This window comes from Pseudomonas sp. DR48, from assembly GCF_019823085.1.
GTDB lineage: Bacteria > Pseudomonadota > Gammaproteobacteria > Pseudomonadales > Pseudomonadaceae > Aquipseudomonas.
This window is the reverse complement of the sequence record NZ_CP081946.1, coordinates 5,814,338-5,835,072: the sequence shown is the minus strand read 5'-3', so window position 1 is coordinate 5,835,072 and position 20,735 is coordinate 5,814,338. Positions and strand designations below refer to the sequence as shown.

Sequence of the window (20,735 nt, the reverse complement as noted above, 5' to 3'; positions counted from 1 at the left end):
AAATATATATTGATTTTTATGTTTTGTTTGCCGCTCTACGATGCGCCCATCCCCCGGCAACTGCCTGAACCCAAACGCCGATGTCGGTGGGACGGCGGAACTTGAAGCGTCGCACAAAACCAACGGCCGGCATTAATACGCTGCTCCGTCCTTCACCAACAAAAATACTGTCATTGGAGTTCTGATGAGCCTCTCGCCTTTCCACCTCGCAATCCCGGTTTACAACCTCGCTGGCGCACGCACCTTTTACGGTGAAGTGTTTGGCTTGGAGGAAGGTCGTTCCAGCACCCAGTGGGTCGACTTCAACTTTTATGGCCACCAGCTGGTTATTCATGAACACCCAAAAACTGCTTCCCAGGAGAGTGTCCACAGCAACCCGGTCGACGGCCACGACGTACCGGTTCCTCACTTCGGCATCATCCTTGGGTGGGAAGAATGGGAAGCGCTGGCCGAGCGTCTGAAGTCCTTCGGTACTGAGTTTGTGATCGAACCCTACATTCGCTTCAAGGGTCAGGTGGGCGAGCAAGCCACCATGTTCCTGTTTGACCCGTGCGGAAATGCCCTTGAATTCAAAGCCTTCAAGGATATGAGCCAGCTCTTCGCAAAATAAGAAACGTGTTGGCACAACAGCGTTGTGCCATTTGATCTCAAGTGAGCTGGAAGCTCATGACTCTAGCAACTGCCAATGAACGCAGTCCTTTCATTCCAACAAGAAGGCTAGACATGAAACGTATTCCCTTGGTGTGGCAAATCATTGCCGGGCTGTTGCTTGGCGTGCTCGTCGGTTGGTATTTCAATACCCATCCGCAGTATCAATCGTGGGTTAGCGCGGAAATCCTGAAACCGCTTGGCGATATCTTCATCAAGATGATGAAGATGGTCGTTGTTCCAATCGTGTTTTGTTGCATGATCCTGGGCATTGCAGGAGGCGGAGATAACAAATCATTTGGTCGCATGGGCATAAAGTCGCTGGGGTATTTCTTTGCGATTACTGGCCTGGCCATCGTGATGGGGTTGTGTTTCGCGAACATCTTCGAGCCTGGCACGGGCACTGATATTTCGGGCATTACGCATAGCTCTGCGTCCATCACAATGGAGCCTTCGAAGGGCGCTCTCGTGATTATGCAGAACATCGTCCCGGATAACGTCTTTGTTGCGATGTCCGAAGCGAAGCTACTGTCGGTGCTGTTCTTCGCGGTGCTGTTCGGCATGGCATTGAACTCGTTGCCGAGGGAGAAGAGCGCGCCGGTGGTCGCGGTGGTTCAGGGTATTTCGGATGCGATGTTCAAGATTGTCTCAATCGTCATGGCCTACGCACCGATAGGTGTATTCGGCATGATTGGCGCGACTGTTGCGACCTTTGGGTTCGCCTCGTTATTGCCCTTGCTCAAGTTGATTGGCGTGGTTTACCTGGCCCTGATTGTCTTTGCATTGGTGGTGCTTGGGGGGATCAGTTATCTGATCGGCGAGAACATCTTCAAGCTGATCAAATATTTCCGAAGTGAGCTGATTCTTGCGTTCTCGAGTGCTGCATCCGCAGCGGTCATGCCCCAACTGATGAGCAAGCTCGAGAGCTATGGTGTGCCGCGCCGGATCGTCAGTTTTGTGGTGCCGGTGGGGTATGCATTCAACCTGGATGGCGCATCGATTTTCCTGGGTGTGGCGACGATTTTTGTCGCTCAGCTTTATGGCATTGATCTGTCGTTGTCTCAGGAGATCTTACTGGTGGTCACCATGGTGCTGACTTCCAAAGGTGCTGCCGGGGTACCCGGATTTGCCATCATCATCTTGTCAGCCACGTTGGCGTCCGCCGGCCTTCCGCTGGAAGGCGTGGCACTGATCGCGGGCATCTTCAGGATTATCGATAGCGGTACCACCACCCTGAATGTGTTGGGTAATGCGATCGCACCGTTGGTTATCGCCAAGTGGGAGAGGGTGGCCCTTGAGCCTTCACGAGCCAAACCGATAGAGCAACATGCAACAGCACATCATTGATGTTGCGAAGTCGCTGATGACCCAAAAAGACTACAACGAGGTTCTTATCATGATTGATCACTCGCTCGACACCGATCTTTTCTCGCCCATGCGCATGGGCGCTCTGCAACTGGCCAACCGTATTGTCATGGCTCCCGTGACCCGCAGTCGGATGGCGGAGGACGGTGTACCGAATGAACTGCACGCCACTTACTATGCTCAGCGCGCCGGCGCGGGCCTGATCATTGCCGAGGCGACAAACATTTCGGCTCAGGGACGTGGCTACGCCATGACGCCGGGGATCTGGTCGGAAGAGCAGGTGGCAGGCTGGAAAAAAGTCACCGACGCCGTACACGCGGCGGGTGGCAAGATTGTCAGCCAGCTTTGGCATGTGGGCCGTTTTTCCAGCGTCGAGTTACAGCCTGATGGCGAAGCACCCGTTGCTCCGTCGGCGATCAAGGCCGAAGGTAGCACCTACACCGAGAAAGGCTTTGTCGAAGTGTCGATGCCCCGTGCGCTGGAGACTTCGGAGATTCCCGGAGTCATCGAGCAGTACAAGCGCGCCGCAGAAAATGCCAAGCGAGCCGGTTTCGATGGTGTGGAAGTCCATTCCGCCAACAGCTATTTGCTCGACCAGTTTCTGCGTGATTCCACCAATCAGCGCACTGATCAGTACGGCGGTTCCATCGAGAATCGCGCTCGTCTGACGCTTGAAGTCACCGAAGCAGTGGTTTCGATCTGGGGCAGTGACCGGGTCGGCATCCGTCTTTCGCCGGTGACGCCTGATGCAGGTAATACGCCTCCCGACAGCAATGTCATGGCGACTTACGGTTACCTGATTCAGCAGCTTAACTGGTTCAATCTGGCCTATCTGCACTTCGTCGAAGGCGCCACCGCCACCTCCCGCACTGTTCCTGAACGCGTTGATCTGGATGCACTGAGTGCTCAGTTCGAAGGGGCGTTCATTGGCAACAACAACTACAACCTGGAGATGGCATTGGAGCGTCGGGCGCAAGGTCAGATTGACGCGGTGGCGTTCGGTCGCTTGTTCATTTCGAACCCTGACCTCGTAGAACGCCTGCGTTGTGGTGCTGAGCTGACCATCGCGCCACGTGAAAGTTACTACGGCGGAGGCGCCACCGGCTACACCGATTGGCCAACGGCTAACTATTGATTTGTACCCCCTGCGCCAGCCAGGCGCGGAGAGGCTCCGTCGCGAAGGGCGTAAGGCTGCTCAGGAGCTGAACCGGATTGCCATTGCGCCTCACGATATCGCGCGAGCCGTGATTTACGCACTCAACCAGCCGGAAAACGTCACCGTCAATGATCTGATTATCTCGCCGACTCGCCAGGATTGGTGATCGTCAGTTGGCCATGCCGCGCCCACCTAGAACTAGCAGTCATCGGAACATCATTCAACCAGGAGTACATCATGAGCAATCCAACCTACGTCCAGGAATACAACGCAATCGTCGACGTGCTTAGCCAGTACAACGAGGGTGGAGCCAAGGCTGACAGCACTTTGATGAAGCCCGCGTTCAACGAGCAGGCCACCATGTTTGGGGTCGACAGCGGCAAGCTCGTCGGCGGCGCGATCCAGAATCTGTACGACGTCATTGACAACGTTTTCCGCCCATCTCCCGAAGCCAAAGCCGCAATCGTTCGTATCGACATTGTGGGCACTGCTGCCAGTGCTCGGGTCGATACCGACAACGTATCGGGATTTCGTTTCACCGACTTCTTCAACCTGCTGAAGGTAGAAGGCAAGTGGACGATCGTCAGCAAGATTTACCACACCCACCCGAGCGCTTGATCCCTCGATCGCCTCTGGCGAGGTGTGCTGAACCTCGCCTTCAATGAAAGGAGAGAGCCATGTCAAAGAACATCAAGGCAGTACCAACCTCCGAATACAACACTGTTATCGCCACCGCCAATCAGTACGTTGAAGGTCTACGGATAGCGCACGGCTCCGACAGTGTCGAGTCCTGGCTGACCAGGTGATTTTGGTTTGAGTACAAAAGGGCCCTTCGAGGGCCCTTTTTATAGGAAAAGATGGATTGAGGCCGTTAACCCTTAAAGTTGCGTTTTAAAGCGTAGGCGCGCTGATGTGCAATCGGGCGGTACGCTGACTTAAAGTGGTTGTTAATTATTGCGGAATTGCGAGTTTTGGGGCGTATGGGTGTCAGAGCTTGATCCACGTGGCTTTGAGCTCGGTGTACTTGTAGAAGGCGTTGACCGACGGTGTGGCACATCTCAATGACTTGCTCCAAGCTCGCGCTCAAGTCGAGCTTGAGGCGCAGAACACGCAAATTGTGGAGAGCCTCAACCAGCGCGCGCAAACGCAGATCAAGATTCAAAAGGCCGTGGAAGGGGTATCGGTGATTGCGATCACCTACTACCTGTTGAGCCTGCTCAAGCTGATCTACCAGGGCGGTGAAGCCCTGGGGTTGGTGCTTTCCAGTCAGGTGGCAGTCCTTATCTGCATCCCGGTGACTATCCTAGTGCTTTGGTATAGCCGGCATAAAATCAATAAGGTCTCAGACGGAGCAAGTCTAAGTCTAAGCGCCGGCATCCTCGGAGGCACCCAGCCTTCTTCGAATATGTGCCCTCCTGGAACTCGCTTGTTGTTCTGAAGCCCTGTCAGAACCGGCACGACGTAATCAGTTCACACGTTTCGTGCACCGTAACTGCAACCCAGCGTCCTTTTTTGCACCTTAGTCGTGCAGAACGTGATGCTAATCCGTACCTCAAACCCTCGATAAATGTGCAAATAGTACTCTGGCATGATGATTGCTTTGATGATCAAAATACGAACGACTGTTCGTACGGTTTTCAAAGCCATCCTCGTCGAGAAAGGAGCGCAAGGGCGCTCTTGCTAGGGAGAAAAGCCCATGTCAGCCAAATTTCCGACCGTAGCAATAGTGGGAAGCGGCCCCTCGGGTTGTTATGTCGCCCAGTTCCTTCAGAAGAAATGGAGCGCGGCGCAGATCGCGATTTTTGAGGCATTGCCCGTTCCTTATGGATTGGTGCGATATGGTGTCGCCGCAGACCACCAAGGCAGCAAGGCGGTAATCCAGCAATTCGAGCGGATGTTCGAAAAGGGTGGTGTTGTTTTTCAGGGCAACGTAAGCGTTGGAAGGGACATTTCTTTTGCGAAGCTAGCGGCGTCATTCGACGTAGTGGTGCTTGCGACGGGGCTTAACAATGACGCGGTTCTAGACATCCCTGTCGACCCGGTGGCGCCAGTGATGGGAGCGGGCGTCTTGCTGAAAGCTTTGAACGGCCACCCCCGGATTGAGCTACCAAAGAAAGCTGACGGAGTCGTTCGAGAACTGGGAAGAGATATCGCGGTGATCGGCAGCGGCAATGTTGCCATTGATGTCTTGCGCATGATCGCTAAGTCAGATCCGGAGTTGGTTGGGTCTGACATTTCCGATGGCACCCGGGCAGACCTAGGCACCAGTAAGGTTAGAAGCATAACCCTGGTAAGCCGTTCCGGTGCCGCCCAAGCTAAATGCGATGAATCGATGATGGTTGAGCTGCTAAGTTTGCCGGGCGTTGGTATTACTGTGGAAGGCCTGCGAGATAACGAGGAGGGACGTATTCCTGAACTTTTACTAGCCGCATCGAAATCTGCATCCTCTGATACGCAAACGCGCCTATCAATAAATTTTTTATTTAATGCGGCTCCACTCGAGATAGAAAAATCTGCTGGGGGCGCTCAGTTGACGGTTACAGATAAGCTTTTTGAAAATAGTGAAAAGCTAGAATTCGATACGATTGTAACTGCAATCGGATTTAGTAATGGCTCAGCAATCGAATCAACTATCCCACCTTCTAGCCTCAGTGGAGAGTCGATCTATACCGTCGGCTGGTTAAAGCGTGGCCCCAGCGGAACAGTTGCAGAAAATAGGAAGGATGCTAAATCCGTCGCGGATAACATTATTTCAGATTTCGACAGTGGAGTTCTCAGAGCTGGGAAGCTAGGTCTGGTGTCGGTGGCCCATGAGCTGTCTTCGGGCACTGTCACGCATGCAGATTGGCGCCGGATTGATGAGTATGAAGTGATGAGCGCCGGGCCTGGAAGGTGTCGGAAGAAGATTGAAAAAGTCAGAGATATGTTGAGAGTCGCTCGTGGTGGTGATGTCTCTCTTCGCTCAGTGATCGAACAAAAGAACCATATCGAAGAACTGGTGTAATGGTAGGGGTTGATAAGATGTCTGATATTTTGGTTGTTTATGGGACTGAGAGTGGTAACTCTGAAATGGCTGCTGATGATATCGCTGCGTCTTTTAGTGGTCGAGGCGTCACCGCAGAGGTGAAGTCAATGGAAGATGTTTCGGTTTCTGATCTGAGTTCGGTCTCACAGTTGGTTGTCGTGACCTCTACCTACGGTGAGGGGGAGTTGCCAGAAACTAGCGCGCCATTTTTTGCCGATCTGGAAGCAGAGCAACCTGATTTGAGTGGTGTGCGTTTCTTTGCATTCGGTTTGGGTGATAGTACTTACACCAAGTTTAACAACGCCATCGATATTATGGTGAGTAAGCTTTTAGAGCTTGGGGCTGTACAAGTGGGCGAAACGGGCCGTCATGATGCCGCAAGCGGGAAGTCCGTGACTCTGGTTGCAAACGCTTGGGTTGAACAAGTTTATAACTAATTTTTTTGGTAGGCTGCAATGAATATTACACATGAAGTTCTTCCTTGGGCTCATCCAGATTTTCGCCGCAATCCTTATCCATGGTATGCCCGGCTGCAGCGTGACTATCCGATCTATCAAGAGAGCGAACGTTCCTACATTGTATCTCGGTATGAAGACTACATTAAGTTCGTGAAGCATCCAGCCATGAGTATGGTAGAGCCCGAGTGGGTACAATCGCACCATTGGCGCGTATTTTTAGATACCATTTTGTTCTACGATCCACCTAAACATACAGCAGTGCGTCGACATACGAATAAGTGGTTTACTCCTAAGCTAGTGAAAGAATGGGTGAAACACACAACGGAAGTTACTCGTGAAGCTCTTAAGTTGATTGAGGAGGATGGCTACATTGAGGCTCATCATCACATTTGTGTTGTGCCTACGCACATCACCATGTGCCGGGTACTGGGCATTGCGGAAGATGACATTGAGCTGGCAACACTCAATGCATTGAAGATCGTAGGGATGCAAACACCTGCGGCGACACAGGGTGATAAAGATCGTGCTAGGGAGGGGTTCGACTGGCTGTTCTCGAAATGCCAAGCGATGATCGAGGAGAAGCGGGCGAACCCTGGCGATGGCCTACTGGACGCGATGCTGGCACTTCAGGATTCCGGCGATATGAGCCCTGAGGAAGTAATCCAGACATTGGTGCTTTTTTATTTCTCGGGTGCACCGAACCCTGCCTATGTTCTCGCGTCCATCCTGGAGCATTTCGCGAGGGAGCCACATCTCTACGATCTCTACCGCAATGAGCCTGAGTCTCGATCTGCGATGATCAACGAGTTCATCCGGTTGAATCCTCCAGAGCAGTCTTTCACTCGCTATCCGACTGAGGAAGTAGAAATTCGAGGAGTTAAAATCCCTGCGGGCTCTTCAATTCGCTTTATGACTGCGGCGGTGAATCGTGACGAGACCGTCTTCAAGCGGCCCAACCAGTTCGACCACACCCGTCCTCAAGAGGCTAGCCAGCATGTTTCGTTCGGTATCGGCGTTCATGCGTGTGCGGGCCAGGTGATCAGTAGGGCAGAGATTGAGGCGTCGTTGAACGTTATCGTGGAGGCCTACTCTGGAATCGAATTGGCAGAGGAACCTGTAACCTTGAATGACGATCGTATTCGGAACTACATCACCCTGCCTTTGATATTCAAAAAATAAAAGTACAACACGTATGTGCGCTCCTTCTCTTTGTGGGGGATTGTGGAAAATCATTGGTGATCATTTCACGTCTTGTGATGTGTGAGGGAACTATGAGCGATATGCTAAATTTAGCCTGCAAAGGGAAGGCGCTGTTTTTGCAATACATGCGGATGGTTGTGTCAATAATGATGTGCGAAGTGTATTCAAATCTTCGCTAGCGCGTGTTCTAAAAACAACAAAGATAGTTTGAAAATCTCATCTGCCAAAATTCGTTCACGAAAGTTATCCTGGGAGACTTCAGCATGACGATAACTGCAGAGGCAAAGGTAGTGGAGAGTTCTTCATCCTCGAATCATGTAAAGCTTACAGGGCAGATGGGGGCCTTCAGCTTGGCACTGACGGTGCTGGCATTTTCAGCTCCGCTCACAACAGTATCTGGTTATATTCCGGTTGCATTGTCATTCGGCGGAATCGCCAGCCCTCTGGCCTTCATGTTTGTTACCGCAATGATTCTGATTTTCGGAATTGGCTACGTGACATTGAATGCGGCTGTGAAGCGCCCTGGCGATTTTTACGCATTCATAAGCTACGGCTTGGGGAAAGAAGCGGGGCTGGGATCGGGATTGATGGCTGCTGTGTCGTATTTTCTCATCCTGACTGGGGTTGCCGCATACTTTGGAGTGTCATGTGCTGATCTTCACCAGGAAATCTCTGGATTCTCTCTACCTTGGTACTGGTACGCTCTGGGCTGCTGGCTGGCAGTGGGAGTTCTTGGCTACCTGAACGTTGAGCTGTCGGCGAAGGTCTTGACCTGGGTGATGGTGGCTGAGGTAGTGGTATGTTTGATCTTCGCAGTGGGCGTTCTCAAAAATGGTGGTGACTCCACCATAGCTACGGCTGCGCCATTCTCCGTGGGAGAGCTTGAGAAGCCAGGTGTGAATCTCCCCTTTGCGATGCTTTTCGTAGTTTCATTTTTCATGGGGTTTGAAGCGACCGCACTTTTTCGCGATGAAGTACGCCTTCCAGATAAAACTATCCCGATCGCGACATACGGAGCGATTATTTTTATCGGTGCAATCTATACTTTCTCCGCCTATGCGATGATCATGGCATACGGCAGCAATGTCCAAGAGGTCGCTGCACAGTCTCCTGCCAATATGTTCACGATGGCGTTCTCTAAGTTTGTCGATGGCCGGTTTCATGTATTGACATCCGCCTTGATTTTGACATCTGCTTTCGCTTGTATTCTGTCTATCCATAACGTGTTGTCACGCTATTTATACAACTTGGGCACTGATGGCGCACTTCCGGGCTTTTTGAAGCGAGTGCACCCAAAGCACGCATCGCCTTACAAAGCCTCCGTGACAGTTTCATTATTGGTGCTGGCGGTGCTCTGCCCATTCATTGTGCTTCAAGTTAAGCCTGAGCTTCTATACGGACAGCTATCTGGGGTAGGGACAGCGGGGGTGATATTTCTGCTGACGCTGGTGAACTTTTCTGCTTTGACATGGTTTTTCAGGAAGGGACGGCATGAAAAGGCGAGTATTTTGAAGTCATTCATGGCACCGGCTATTTCTTCAGTCTTCTTCGTTAGTCTTGTCGTGCTAGTTGCCAAGAATTTTGAATTGTTGGCGGGCGGTGAGCCCGGCGAACGCGTCTGGATGCTGTACAGCTTATTTTTTGTTCAAGTCATAGGTATGTTGCTGGCTTGTTACTATAAAAAAGCCAAGCCAGAAACATTCGAGAAACTGGGGCGAGCGCATAACTGATAACGCTTGATTATCAGGACTGAGTGAGGCAAGTTCTCACTCAGATTTAATTCTAAAAGAGTATACGATGACCTTCGTCTTGCATGAGAGGGTATGGTAGCGTACGACCCAAATAGATGAGTGTGCGTAAAGGCGGTGTAGGGAGCATGGGTGGGATTGAGAATACGACTGGTATGTTGACGCGGCTTGATAAGTACCTGCATACCTTTGATTGGGATGGCCTGACTCGGAGCAAGCAGGTCATCTTGGACTCGTTCCTACGTGTCGCGACACGCGAGGGGATTGCAAGCGTCTCCATGCGAAGTCTCGCAGCTGCGGCAGGTGTCAAACCGCCTACCATCTACTCTCATTTCCCAGAGGGGAGAGATCAGGTAGTCGCTGCGGCGATGCGTTGGCACTACAATAATTTTGCGCAGTCACTGTGTGAGACATTGAGCCGGTGCCGTACAGCAGAAGAATACTGGGCCAGCTTAATTGGTTTCCACGTACGACAGCAGCTCCAGCGACCTGAAAACGACATATGGGATGCTCTCATTGCGACAGATAGAATCGCGAAGGTGCTTCCGGACTCTTTACGTAAAGAAATCGATGACTGGGAAGATTTTTGCGACTACATGTACTGCTCAATTGCTCAGGATCTGGGCGTTGAGGACGCCACTCTGGATGCTAGAGCTTTAAGGAAACTTATCGATAGCATCGGAGCTTGGTGGCGCTGGGATGGCACTGAACATAGCCTGGAGGCAGCGGTTGTCCACGCAGTTGAGTTGTCGAAACGCTTGATGAAAATATAGTTTGGCCGATGTCATGCACATGCTGCATGGCAACTTGATTGCACTGAGCAGTAAAAAGCGCTTGGCTTCTTCCATGAGCATATTCAGCTCGGTGCTTTCATCCTTCCTGTTTTAACTCGGCATTTTATAACTGCCAAGTGTTCTGTTACTCGCTATTCTGTGAGGGAAGCATCGTGTCCTGGTTTCGAAATAAGCAATTTCTTGTTGAATTCGCCCTCATCGTAGGTGTGTTTTCGGTCTGCACAGGTGAATTCGCAATGATGGGTCTAATATCCACATTGTCGGAGGCGTTTCACCAACCAGAAACCAGTGTTGCCCATCTGATCAGCGCCTATGCAATTGGCGTTGTGATTGGTGCTCCCGTCATGGTGTTCGTGGGCGTCTATCTGAAAAAGAGAAAGTTGATTATTTTTCTGCTGGCTCTTTATACCTGTGCCAACGCGCTGAGTTTGATGTCCCCTAATTATGAGCTGTTATTGTTTTCCCGACTGCTCGCCGGGTTTCCTCACGCTGCGTATTTCGGCGTGGCCGCCGTTGTTGCTGCGTCGATGGCACCGTTTAATAAGCGAGGCAAAGCAGTTAGTCGGATTCTTCTAGGCGTGACCGCTGCGATTCTCGTCGGTGCGCCTGGTGCCACCTATCTTGGGCAGGTCTGGGGATGGCGGACGGTTTTCGCAGGCATCACAGTGTTTAGCCTGTTAAGTCTGGTTCTGCTCTACAGGAGCGCTCCAGAGGTCGAGGATGATCGGCCATTGAACGTCAAAGAGGAGCTGGCTTCTTTCACTAGCGTGCAAGTGTGGCTCGGGCTTGCGATCGCAGCCGTTGGCTTTTCGGGAATGTTTGGTGTCTACAGCTATCTGGCACCGATTCTCTTGAATGTCACAAAGCTGGGAGAGCATTGGATTGCGCCGATGTTGGTGCTTTTCGGGCTTGGGACGATGATCGGGAACATCGCAGGCGGCTGGCTCTACGACCGAGTGAAGTTCTTGTCGGTGAAGTACATCATGTTGTTCAGCTTCGTTGCGTTATTCGCTTTCCCTGTATTGTCTCAATCGCTCATCGGGATTTCGGTGGCGACGCTGCTTTTGGGGTGCATGGTTGCGCTGTCGCCTGCGCTTCAGATGAGGTTGATGGACGTCAGTAAGCACGGGCAATCATTGGTTGCGGCTTCGAACCATGCAGCACTCAATTTCGCTAATGCGCTCGGGCCCTGGATGGGTGGGCTTGCCATCAACGCCGGCTGGGGCTGGACGTCCACTGGGTACGTAGGGGCCTTTATGGCATTCATTGGGTGCTTGATTTACTGGTTGGCCCAACGTTTGGAGCATCGTACTTCCTGATTAACAAACATCCAGGCTCGTCGCTCGCCAAGCCGTCACTAAAAGCCAAAGGCAATGAAAAATGGCAAAGAGGAATTTCGAGAAGCCAGCATTGTCTGCGTCGAACCCAATTGCAATTTCGACCCAAGACAGCGCCGGGTTGGAGAGCCATCGCAATAGAATGGCCGGTGCTTTGCTTGGCATCTCGATCGTTTGGGTGGCGACCGTCGTGCTCGTTGCGGTACATGCTCCTGAGATTATGACCAGGATCAAAGTGCTCAACACGGGCGTTCAGGTCTGTTACGCGGTCATTGCATTGGCATTTATCCTGCATCGGCACCACTTGAGACGGCTGATGGTGTCGGCATCGACGTTCGTACAGGGTATGAATACCGATATCGGTATGGCCAAGAGATTCAATAACATTGAGCTCCTGAAGGCTGTTACCACCTACGCCTTGGTCTTTGTCCCCGCGTTACATTTTTCAGGATTATTCGACCCGGTGTTCATCTACTTTGGTTTTACTCCTTCGTCGGTTACTAATAGCGCAGTGCAATGGCTGACCAGCGCGATTGCGTTTTTTGCGAGTAATGCTTTGGCAGGCATCATTGGTGGTATCGCTTATGACCATTTCAGGCGTAATCCCCCAAAGTCTGCTACCGAGTGACGAAGCTCATTAGATACGATCTAGATTTCTTCTGCTTGAGGGGTAACTAGCTTGTGAAGAGTAGAAACCGAATAGCCTAACCTCGTGCAGGTAAATAGACAGTTTGGGAAAAGTTGGTGCCTGGGATCTATAACGTTATGATTTTGAGTTAGGATGAAGGGAGAATAGCTCTTTGAGCATGTGGTTGCGCCCTGCCAGCTATGACAGGGCGGTGGGTTGTCCTTTGGTCATGCTATCGATTACATATGAAAGCTTCGCAATCTACAGCTTTATTTTTTGATATAGTCATACACACTTTTAGCGATATTTGAGAAGTGCGTGCTTTTTTCCAAGAGTTCCACAAAAAATTTTTGATCAAAAGGCCTCTCTGGGTACAACGCGACCTGAGGATCTTCATACTCCCTTACGTATCCCATGCTGGCGGCTCCCATCTCGTAGCCAATAAGGCGCTGGAGGTCTTCCGGGAAACTCCTGGCTACTTCCAAAGGAATTGAGAGATACTGGTTTTCTTCTTGGCGTACCCATCCCACGCAATAATCAATATTAAGGGCGCGACGACTTGCTTGCGACTTATTTTCTCCCCCTCCATGGATCGTTTTTCCGGTGTAAACCAACACTGAGCCTTTTTTCATTTCTGCAGCAAGAGAGTCTGCTTGGGTGAAGGAGAGCGGCAAGAGATTATGCTTGTGACTGCCAGGGATAACGCGCGTCGCCCCATTTTCTTCGGTGAAGTCATCCATCGCCCAAATAGTGCTAACTTCCACATGGTAGTGAACTGGAAAGTGATCGTACCAATCCCATGCTCCCTCATCACGATGTAGGAATTGCGCCTTTTGGCCTGGGTCGATACAGATCAGTTGAGTGAGGTTGAGCTGAATGTTTGACGCGTTACGTCCGAGAAATTGGCGCGTTGCCCCAAGGACAGTCGGGTGCATGACCATTGCATGAGAGGCGGATGACCTGGCTGGAATCGCACCGCATCGGCGTGTGAGTTTTCCGATCGCATTATTTTCACCTTCCGGCGTACGCTCGAGATAGGGTTGAATTTGATCGTTTACCGCGTCGATGATCTCGTCAGATACCGCATTATCAATAATGCAATATCCGTCAGTATCGAGCGCTTTTACTACTTCCTCAATTGACGCATTGGACGGTAAGTGAATGAGCGACATTTAAAGTGCCTATACAGGTAAGTGATGGTTGTCGTTCTGCCGATTAGGCTGACCTAAGTAAACTAGCTGGATGTTTTTTTTATTGCGTCAACCGAAAGGTGGAGATATAGGGTAGTGATGTGTGTGGCACGTATCATGCTGGAAGGAGCGTCATCACATTTTCCGTTAATGGAACTGAATAGATTGCACTGATACAGAGCGCTCAGGGCAGATCACGCTCGTAAATGAAGCGCCAGCATGAGAGGGGTAGGATTTTGAACGCGAACCCAAAACTGAGCACAAGGTGTAATGAATATGCGCATCAGACCGTGTCTTTTCTGAAGCGCTCCACGCGCTCCTCCGCCGTTGTGTTCACTTGGTATGAGCCCGGGGCGGAGCATCCCCCTCATATCCAGTTAGGCGCGGACGAGCGGATGATTCGTGAATACTACGAACTCTACTATCACAAAGATCCAATGCGTGCTGAGGTGCTTATACGCGGTGAAAAAACCGTCGAAACATTCGAGAATGCCGTGCTCAGCTGTGATCAAAACCTTCTCGAACAATATCGTCCTTTTCTGCGTAAGCATAGCGTGGTTGATGAAATTGATTTCGTCTTGTGGGCAGGGGGAAATGCTGTCGGATCGGTCGCGCTGTTATTCCACCAAAGCGACACACTCAGTGTTTCTAAGGAAAGCCTTGCGGGTATGCAGAGCTATTTGCAGTATGCCTTCTCTTTAATGCCTGCTGTCAAAGCTCTGGAGCTCAAGTCAATCCTTCAAGATACCTACGGCCTGACCACAAAAGAACGTGAGGTCGCTGAGTTGATGATCATGGGGGAGTCTAACAAGGGTATAGCGAGCATGTTGGGGGTGGAGTTGGCGACAGTTAAAACACATTTAGTCCATATTTTTCAAAAAATGGAAGTTAAAAGTCGAAGCAAAGCAATCGCGTTGCTTGTGGCTGAGTGAGTGCTCGATAATGGTTCGTTTTTGTGTGGATTGCTCTGTGATGGGGCGTGTTTGATTTTGTGAGCTAAACCTTTTGGTTGATGTGCTGTGGGTGGTTGTGCATTTAGCATGAGCTTGCTCTAACTGTTGCGGTTGATAATTATAAGAAGGCCGTGCGTGCACAAGACAAATTAACCTACTGCCATCTACCTACCGCTCCACAAAGGTATTGCGCATGACGAGTTTGGATTCTAATCAGACGATAGCCGCTGCTACTAATTCATTGGTATCGGGAACTACACCAGTTCTTCAAGGAAAAATGACAAGTTGGGAGCTTTTGTGCTCCGTACTGGCTTTTGCAGCGCCAGTTACTTCGGTAAGTAGCCTGATTCCATTTGTTGTACAGGGAGGCGGGATTGGAGCGCCAGTAACTATCCTGGGGGCAATGGTTCTCATGCTGGTATTCAGTGTTGGATTCCTTGCAATGACAGGGAAGGTTACCAAGCCTGGTGCTTTTTACGCTTATGTAATGGAGGGCTGTGGAGTTAAGATGGGGCAGGGGGCGGCCTTCGTGGCGGTGTTTGGCTACTTCACGTTAGGATTGTGCACCGCTGCACTGTTAGGGCCAACAATCTCTAGCTTCGCTAGCGAGGTGCTAGCGGTAAAAGACATACCTTGGTATATCGGTAGTGCTTTGGCAATTTCTCTTAGTGGCTTATTGTCGTATCTAAGGATTGATCTATCGGCTAAGGTTTTGACAGTTGCAATGTTTGTAGAGGTTACGATAGTTTTGCTGTTTGATATCGTTATTCCTGTTTCTGACAAGTCCCCATCAATCTCGTTTCAGCCACTTTCTCCAAGTCATTTCTTTGATGGAAATTTTACTGTTGCGTTTTTGTATGCAATCATCATATTCATCGGATTTGAATCTACTGCGATATACAGAGACGAAGTCAAAAATCCCCAAGTTGTGATTCCTAGGGTGACGTATATAGCAGTTGTTTTTATCGGTGTTTTCTATGCCTTGAGCGCCTGGATGACAATCGCCGCGTTTGGGGATGTTGCTGCGGTGGCGGCAGCTAAGGATGATGCGGCTAATATGTTCATGCTGGCGATGAATAATTACGTCGGTAAGGTAGGAGTAGATGCAACCAAAGGTATTCTTATTTTGTCTGCATTTGCTTCACTTCTCTCTCTACACAATGTGCTGGCTCGATATATCTATTCGCTTAGCCGTAATGGCGCTATTCCTGCTCTTCTTGGAAAGACACACGCAGTCCATAAGTCCCCATATGTCGGCAGCCTAGCTTGTACGCTGGGGTGGGCGGTAGTGCTGATGATGTTGTTAGGTAGTGATCCTTCAACTCTCTATGCAAAGATAGGTGGAGTGGGGACTTATGCAGTTTTAATCTTGATGCTGCTGACTAGCTTTTCCGTCATCATGTACTTCTGGAGGCGGCGTTCGTTTGGATTCCAGACATTTTGGAGCCCATTGATAGCATTCGCTGGACTTCTCGCTTTCACAGTACTCACTACGTTCAATTTTCAGTACCTCATTGGCGGTGAGAGAGGCGATGGGGTGTGGCTGCAACTGCTGATATTGGGGATGTTCTTCTACGGCTATTTTATGGCTAGCGCTCAGGAGCGTAAAAGGACGACACCGCTCGATAACATCGCATGAGTTCGTGATGCATGAATGCGCCTCGGCAGCATTGCACTGCCGAGGCGCTGGCTTACCAATTACACCAAGTGGTAAGGGAACCCGCCTGTCGGTCAGCTATTCAAGCTGAAAGATAGCCTCAATCTCTACTGCCATGCCGGATGGGAGTGACGACGCGCCAGTAGCGATTCGTGCATGCTGGCCTGCGCTACCCAACACCTTTGCGATGAGATCCGACGCGGCGTCCAGTACCTGAGAATGCGCGGTGAAATCTTCAGCGCTGTTGACCACGCCGGCCAACCGAACTGCGGCAACCACCTTCGATGGATCGTCTCCAGTTGCGTAAGCCAGATGACTGAGCACGTTCGAAGCGCAAATCTGCTTGGCTTCCCGCCCTTGGTCGATCGACAAGTCTCGGCCGACTCGGCCAGAGAATTTCAATTCCCCGTTTACGCGTGGAGCCTGCCCTGCGATGAAGAACAGGTCGCCTGCTTTCGCTGCAGGAACATAGCTGCCACGAGGCTGGTTGACGGCAGGAAGAGCCAAGTTCAGTTCTTTCAGTGCTTCAGTAAAGGTGCGGTAACTCATTTGATCTGCCTCCAGTCGCCTTGATCGCCTTTCCAGTTAATTGAATGCCCCATCGCACGCATGACGCTGCCGCGCAGAGATCTCACCATTCCTTCGTACTCACGCATGGCGATGCCGTCGTGGGCCGGCTCCGGCCCCATGAACATTCCATCGACACCTCCGTGCCAAGTGCGCCAAGCGACATTGGCGGCCCAAGCCGATCAGCGTTTGGCTACGTTCACGAGCAATGGGTAGTTGATGCGGTTGCTCTCTCCACTGCCTAGAATTAAGCCCTGGCTATCCATGACGTTGACGTTATAGGGCAGTATCGTCATTGCGCGATCAACAATGTCCTGGGCTAATTGGTGATCGAGTTCGAACATTTGGGGTGCTTTGCTCAAGTGGCGTTTGTCCCCAAAATACATCAAATATCCCTTTTGTCATCGCGCCAAACGGATTTGATTTGAAGGCCACGTGGGCTCCTCTCTCCCCAAATGCTCCAGCCTGAGCTGAGACAATTTATTACAGGGCGCAATGATTCTCTGCGTGAGGACAGAGACTTCGTGGGAGGTGGGAGGGGGAGGTTGTGTTCAACTCATTGTGTGCGAGTCATTGCATGCCCATAGCTAAGCAGGAGGGACGTAAATGGATAGGTCGCTTCTTTGGGCCAATGGGCCCGGCTCACCTAATCAGCCGAGCATCTCCTTAACTGTGGATGCAACGTTCCTGGCATCATCGATTCCTCGGTGATAGGTACCATGCCAAACCAAATCCATCTATTTGCGAAGGAAGGGCTACCACCGGATAGCCCCACTTAAGACTGTCGAATGTACTCACGCGCGTCGCTTTCGACAAAACCTCAACCACGAAAAGATTGCTAACCAAGCCAACAAAATGTGAGGGCCGCTAGATTATGTGACTGCCGTTACTCAGCGCATCGGTTCATGCCGAAGGAGCTTCGCAAGAACTTCAGCAACGTGCTCGGGTTCAAGGCCGCTGACGTTGCGTATTTGACCTCTACAGCTAAAGCCGTCGGCCACCACCTGAGCATCCTCAGGAATTGCGTCCAAGTGAGGTTTGAATTCATTAAGCCCAATGGATTTAGCTACTGGCGCAGTTTTTTTGTGGTATCCGTACGCTCCTGCAACTCCACAGCATCCTGTGGCCATAACCTTCCCATCGCCGCCCAGAAGTTTCAATAGATCTTCCTCTGCACCCATACCTCCGCATGCCTTTTGGTGGCAGTGGCCATGAACACGTAGGCTCTGAGCGGACTCAGGAAGCTCGACCTTTTCTCTGACCAAAAACTCGCTGATCGTTTGGATAGACTTTGAAAGCTGTTTAGCTCGCAAGTCAGTCGGAAAGAGATCTGGCATTTCATCTCTGAATACCGATAAACAGCTTGGCTCTAGTACTACAATCGGAAGCTCATCGCTGAGAGCAGGCGCAAGCTGAGTCAAGATCGCCTCAAGATTCAACTTCGCTTGGTCGAGCATTCCCACGTCGTAGTAGGGGCGGCCGCAGCAGACGTGTTTTTCCATGAGCAGAACGGTGAACCCCAACTTTTCCAACACTTCCACTCCGGCCTCCAGCACCTTCGGTGTGAAACCATTGTTGAAGCTATCAACCCAGAGCAGAACCTCTTTTCTTTGACCTTGCTTGCCCTTACGACCCAGCAACCGCTTCGCAGTGGTGCTGGACAAAAAGCTCTGAGAGGCGATCACAGGAAACTTCACATCGGGAGCCAAACCAGCCATGCCCCCAATCATTCGGAAGAGACGGTTTTTCATCGCATAGTTCAATGGCGCAGCAATGTATGTGGCGAGGGGCAGCCATTGCCCGATCCGACCGATCACTGCGTCCATCAACGGGCGGCTTCGTTTGGCGTAATGCCGATACAAGAATTCAGACTTGTAACGAGCAATGTTCACGTTTGTGGGGCAATCGGTCTTGCATCCTTTGCAGCCAAGGCACAGTTCGAGCGAGTCCTTCACCTCTCTGCTGTCCCAGCCGTCTTGAATCACTTCGCCCTTGAGCATTTCAAAAAACAAGCGTGCCCGCCCCCTGGTCGAGTAGCGCTCATCACGGGTGGCTCGGAAGCTGGGACACATAGTCCCACCCTCGAGCGAACGGCATTTTCCCATACCGATGCAGCGTTCAGTCTCTCGGGCAAAGCCTTTTTCTCCCAGCTTTTCGTTGTAAGTAAATAGGCTTGGGATTTCCCGGCGCTGATAGTCTGGGCCCTGCCGAAGATTGCTGTCGACGCTCATAGCATCGATCAGTTTCCCAGGGTTCATCTTGTTCAGCGGATCCCAAATACCTTTGAATTTCCGGAAAGCTTCCATGATGACTGGCGAATACATGATGTGGAGATACTCGCCTTTGGCCTGACCATCACCATGTTCTCCCGAGAGCGAGCCTCCAAATTTCACTACAAGGTGAGCGGCTTCATCCAAAAAGGCGCGCCAGTCAGCGATACCTTTGTCCGACTTCAAGTCGAACGTTATTCGAGAGTGGATACAGCCATCACCAAAATGGCCGTAGAGATTAGTTTTGTATCCGTAACGGGAGACCAGCGCAGAAAACTCTCGCAGGTACGCCCCCAATTGGACGGGTTCGACTGCTGCGTCCTCCCAGCCCACCACCGGATCAGGCTCGTTAGGGTCTAGACCCAATGATGTGGCGGATGCACCTGTTTCTCGGATAGTCCAGATGCGGTTCATCAATCCGCTATCCGTAATTAGTCGTGCAGAAGGCGACCCGGGTAGATTGGCCTGGATAGCCATCAACTTCTGAGCAGCACTTATCGCGGCGTCCGTGGAGTCAGCCCCAAACTCCACCATTAACCAAGCCTGACCCTCAGGGAGCTCTGCGATGTCGTGGAGCTTCATTCCCCTCAGTCGTAATCCCCCCACGATCCCTTCGTCCAGGCCCTCCATTGCGATAGGGCTTAGGGGGAGAAGTTGGGGGACGGAATCGGCAGCGAATACGATGTCGGTGAATCCCAGCACGACGAGCACGCGATGGGTCGGATTTTTAACGAGTGTCGTCTCTGCTTGCAGGATGGTGACGCAGGTGCCCTCGACCCCAACCAGGGCGCGTGCAATATTGAAACCGTTTTCGGGCAGCAACTGGTCGAGGTTATAGCCAGATACCCGGCGCTTCAATTTGGGAAACCCAGCCCGGATTGCCTCTTCGTTTTCGTCAACCAGTGATTTCAGGGATTTGACAATCTCGGCTCTTCGTCCACCTGCTCGCATGTGCTCCGCATAGGCCGCTTCGTCTGTTGGCCCAACCCAAAATCGCGCGCCGTCATAGGTGAGGATTTCCAGACGCTCGATGTTTTCAACCGTCTTGCCGGCCATTACCGAGTGTGCGCCGCAAGAGTTGTTCCCAATCATTCCACCAAGGGTACAGCGGCTATGTGTCGCCGGATCAGGGCCGAAAGTAAGGCCTAACCCGACCGCTGCTCCTTTCAACTGATCGCAAATAACCCCAGGTTCGACTACAGCTGTTCGCCTTGACTGATCCATATGCACGATACGGTTTAGGTATTTAGACGCGTCAATGATTACAGCCGCGTTCACCGACTGCCCACACATTGATGTACCAGCGCCTCTTGGCAAGATGGGCAAATTGGCTTCTTTGCAGAATTTTACCGCTAAAACCAAATCATCCAACGTCTTGGGAATGACAACTGCAATGGGTAATTGGCGATAGTTTGAGGCTTCGGATGCATAAACGGCGCGAGTCGCCGAATCAAACCTAACTTCGCAAGTTGAGCTCTTTTCCAGGCCACCTCTTAGTCCTAGCAAAATATTGAGGTCGGGGCGAGCGGTAGCGGGCGATATCGAACGGGAAACTGGAGTAGTTTCTTCGTCTTTAGTCAGAGAGGCATTGTTTAGCATCTTCAGAACCTACAATCAGGGTAAATTGGCATATACGGCGCTTTATGGATAAGAGCCCGACGTCAATATTTCGCTATCCACCCAATGCAATCACTATGCCTGGATCAAGAGTTAGAAATAATGCGCCAGCTATCGTAAAA

At 51.2% G+C, this 20,735-nt stretch carries 18 protein-coding genes and 2 pseudogenes; 16 read left to right on the top strand and 4 right to left on the bottom strand.

Annotated features, from left to right (window positions below):
• Nucleotides 1-184: 184 nt before the first annotated feature.
• From K5K95_RS26365 to K5K95_RS26310, 14 genes and pseudogenes are all read left to right on the top strand, one after another.
• Nucleotides 185-610 carry a VOC family protein gene (locus K5K95_RS26365; RefSeq protein WP_222586807.1) on the top strand — a complete coding sequence of 142 codons (426 nt, stop codon included), beginning with the start codon at nt 185-187 and terminating at the stop codon, nt 608-610.
• A 113-nt stretch (nt 611-723) separates the two neighbouring features.
• A complete protein-coding gene (locus K5K95_RS26360; protein WP_222586806.1) occupies nt 724-1,995 on the top strand; it encodes a cation:dicarboxylate symporter family transporter in 1,272 nt (423 codons plus the stop codon).
• A 49-nt stretch (nt 1,996-2,044) separates the two neighbouring features.
• Nucleotides 2,045-3,148 (top strand): alkene reductase, encoded by a 1,104-nt coding sequence (locus K5K95_RS26355; RefSeq protein ID WP_222586805.1) that lies wholly within the window; start codon nt 2,045-2,047, stop codon nt 3,146-3,148.
• A 43-nt stretch (nt 3,149-3,191) separates the two neighbouring features.
• Nucleotides 3,192-3,335: pseudogene (locus K5K95_RS33695) on the top strand (SDR family NAD(P)-dependent oxidoreductase); the annotation flags it as partial.
• 71 nt (nt 3,336-3,406) lie between these two features.
• The gene (locus K5K95_RS26350) at nt 3,407-3,787 is read left to right on the top strand and encodes a nuclear transport factor 2 family protein (protein ID WP_222586804.1); all 381 of its coding nucleotides are present in this window, start codon (nt 3,407-3,409) and stop codon (nt 3,785-3,787) included.
• A 59-nt stretch (nt 3,788-3,846) separates the two neighbouring features.
• Complete coding sequence (locus tag K5K95_RS33275) at nt 3,847-3,975, top strand: hypothetical protein (RefSeq protein ID WP_261398205.1); 129 nt, start codon at nt 3,847-3,849, stop codon at nt 3,973-3,975.
• A gap of 242 nt (nt 3,976-4,217) precedes the next feature.
• The gene (locus K5K95_RS26345) at nt 4,218-4,607 is read left to right on the top strand and encodes a DUF3422 domain-containing protein (RefSeq protein WP_261398077.1); all 390 of its coding nucleotides are present in this window, start codon (nt 4,218-4,220) and stop codon (nt 4,605-4,607) included.
• Nucleotides 4,608-4,865: 258 nt separating this feature from the next.
• Nucleotides 4,866-6,173: an FAD-dependent oxidoreductase gene (locus K5K95_RS26340; protein ID WP_222586802.1), complete on the top strand. Its 1,308-nt coding sequence runs from the start codon at nt 4,866-4,868 to the stop codon at nt 6,171-6,173.
• A 17-nt stretch (nt 6,174-6,190) separates the two neighbouring features.
• Nucleotides 6,191-6,631 (top strand): flavodoxin family protein, encoded by a 441-nt coding sequence (locus tag K5K95_RS26335; RefSeq protein WP_222586801.1) that lies wholly within the window; start codon nt 6,191-6,193, stop codon nt 6,629-6,631.
• 18 nt (nt 6,632-6,649) lie between these two features.
• The gene (locus K5K95_RS26330; protein ID WP_222586800.1) at nt 6,650-7,831 is read left to right on the top strand and encodes a cytochrome P450; all 1,182 of its coding nucleotides are present in this window, start codon (nt 6,650-6,652) and stop codon (nt 7,829-7,831) included.
• Nucleotides 7,832-8,115: 284 nt separating this feature from the next.
• Nucleotides 8,116-9,582, top strand: coding sequence for an APC family permease (locus tag K5K95_RS26325; protein ID WP_222586799.1), 1,467 nt, complete (start codon nt 8,116-8,118; stop codon nt 9,580-9,582).
• A 116-nt stretch (nt 9,583-9,698) separates the two neighbouring features.
• Nucleotides 9,699-10,373, top strand: a complete 675-nt coding sequence (locus tag K5K95_RS26320) for a TetR/AcrR family transcriptional regulator (RefSeq protein ID WP_222586798.1) — start codon at nt 9,699-9,701, stop codon at nt 10,371-10,373.
• Between the two features lie 173 nt (nt 10,374-10,546).
• The gene (locus tag K5K95_RS26315; protein WP_261398075.1) at nt 10,547-11,713 is read left to right on the top strand and encodes an MFS transporter; all 1,167 of its coding nucleotides are present in this window, start codon (nt 10,547-10,549) and stop codon (nt 11,711-11,713) included.
• Nucleotides 11,714-11,774: 61 nt separating this feature from the next.
• A complete protein-coding gene (locus K5K95_RS26310; RefSeq protein ID WP_222586797.1) occupies nt 11,775-12,359 on the top strand; it encodes a hypothetical protein in 585 nt (194 codons plus the stop codon).
• Between the two features lie 269 nt (nt 12,360-12,628).
• Here the strand turns inward: K5K95_RS26310 and K5K95_RS26305 are convergent, their stop codons facing one another.
• Nucleotides 12,629-13,531: a phytanoyl-CoA dioxygenase family protein gene (locus K5K95_RS26305; RefSeq protein ID WP_222586796.1), complete on the bottom strand. Its 903-nt coding sequence runs from the start codon at nt 13,529-13,531 to the stop codon at nt 12,629-12,631.
• Nucleotides 13,532-13,944: 413 nt separating this feature from the next.
• Between K5K95_RS26305 and K5K95_RS26300 the strand changes: the two genes are divergently transcribed.
• Complete coding sequence (locus tag K5K95_RS26300) at nt 13,945-14,481, top strand: helix-turn-helix transcriptional regulator (RefSeq protein WP_222586795.1); 537 nt, start codon at nt 13,945-13,947, stop codon at nt 14,479-14,481.
• Between the two features lie 214 nt (nt 14,482-14,695).
• Nucleotides 14,696-16,141, top strand: coding sequence for an APC family permease (locus K5K95_RS26295; RefSeq protein ID WP_222586794.1), 1,446 nt, complete (start codon nt 14,696-14,698; stop codon nt 16,139-16,141).
• Between the two features lie 96 nt (nt 16,142-16,237).
• Here K5K95_RS26295 and K5K95_RS26290 read toward each other — a convergent pair whose 3' ends face one another.
• The 3 genes and pseudogenes from K5K95_RS26290 to K5K95_RS26280 all read right to left on the bottom strand — a co-directional run bounded on the left by K5K95_RS26290 (nt 16,238) and on the right by K5K95_RS26280 (nt 20,595).
• Entirely contained in the window at nt 16,238-16,708 is a 471-nt protein-coding gene (locus K5K95_RS26290; protein ID WP_222586793.1) for a RidA family protein, read from the bottom strand.
• Nucleotides 16,709-16,941: 233 nt separating this feature from the next.
• A pseudogene (locus tag K5K95_RS26285) lies at nt 16,942-17,070 on the bottom strand (sugar diacid recognition domain-containing protein); the annotation flags it as partial.
• A 546-nt stretch (nt 17,071-17,616) separates the two neighbouring features.
• Nucleotides 17,617-20,595 (bottom strand): FAD-binding and (Fe-S)-binding domain-containing protein, encoded by a 2,979-nt coding sequence (locus tag K5K95_RS26280; RefSeq protein WP_222586792.1) that lies wholly within the window; start codon nt 20,593-20,595, stop codon nt 17,617-17,619.
• Nucleotides 20,596-20,735 lie beyond the last annotated feature (140 nt).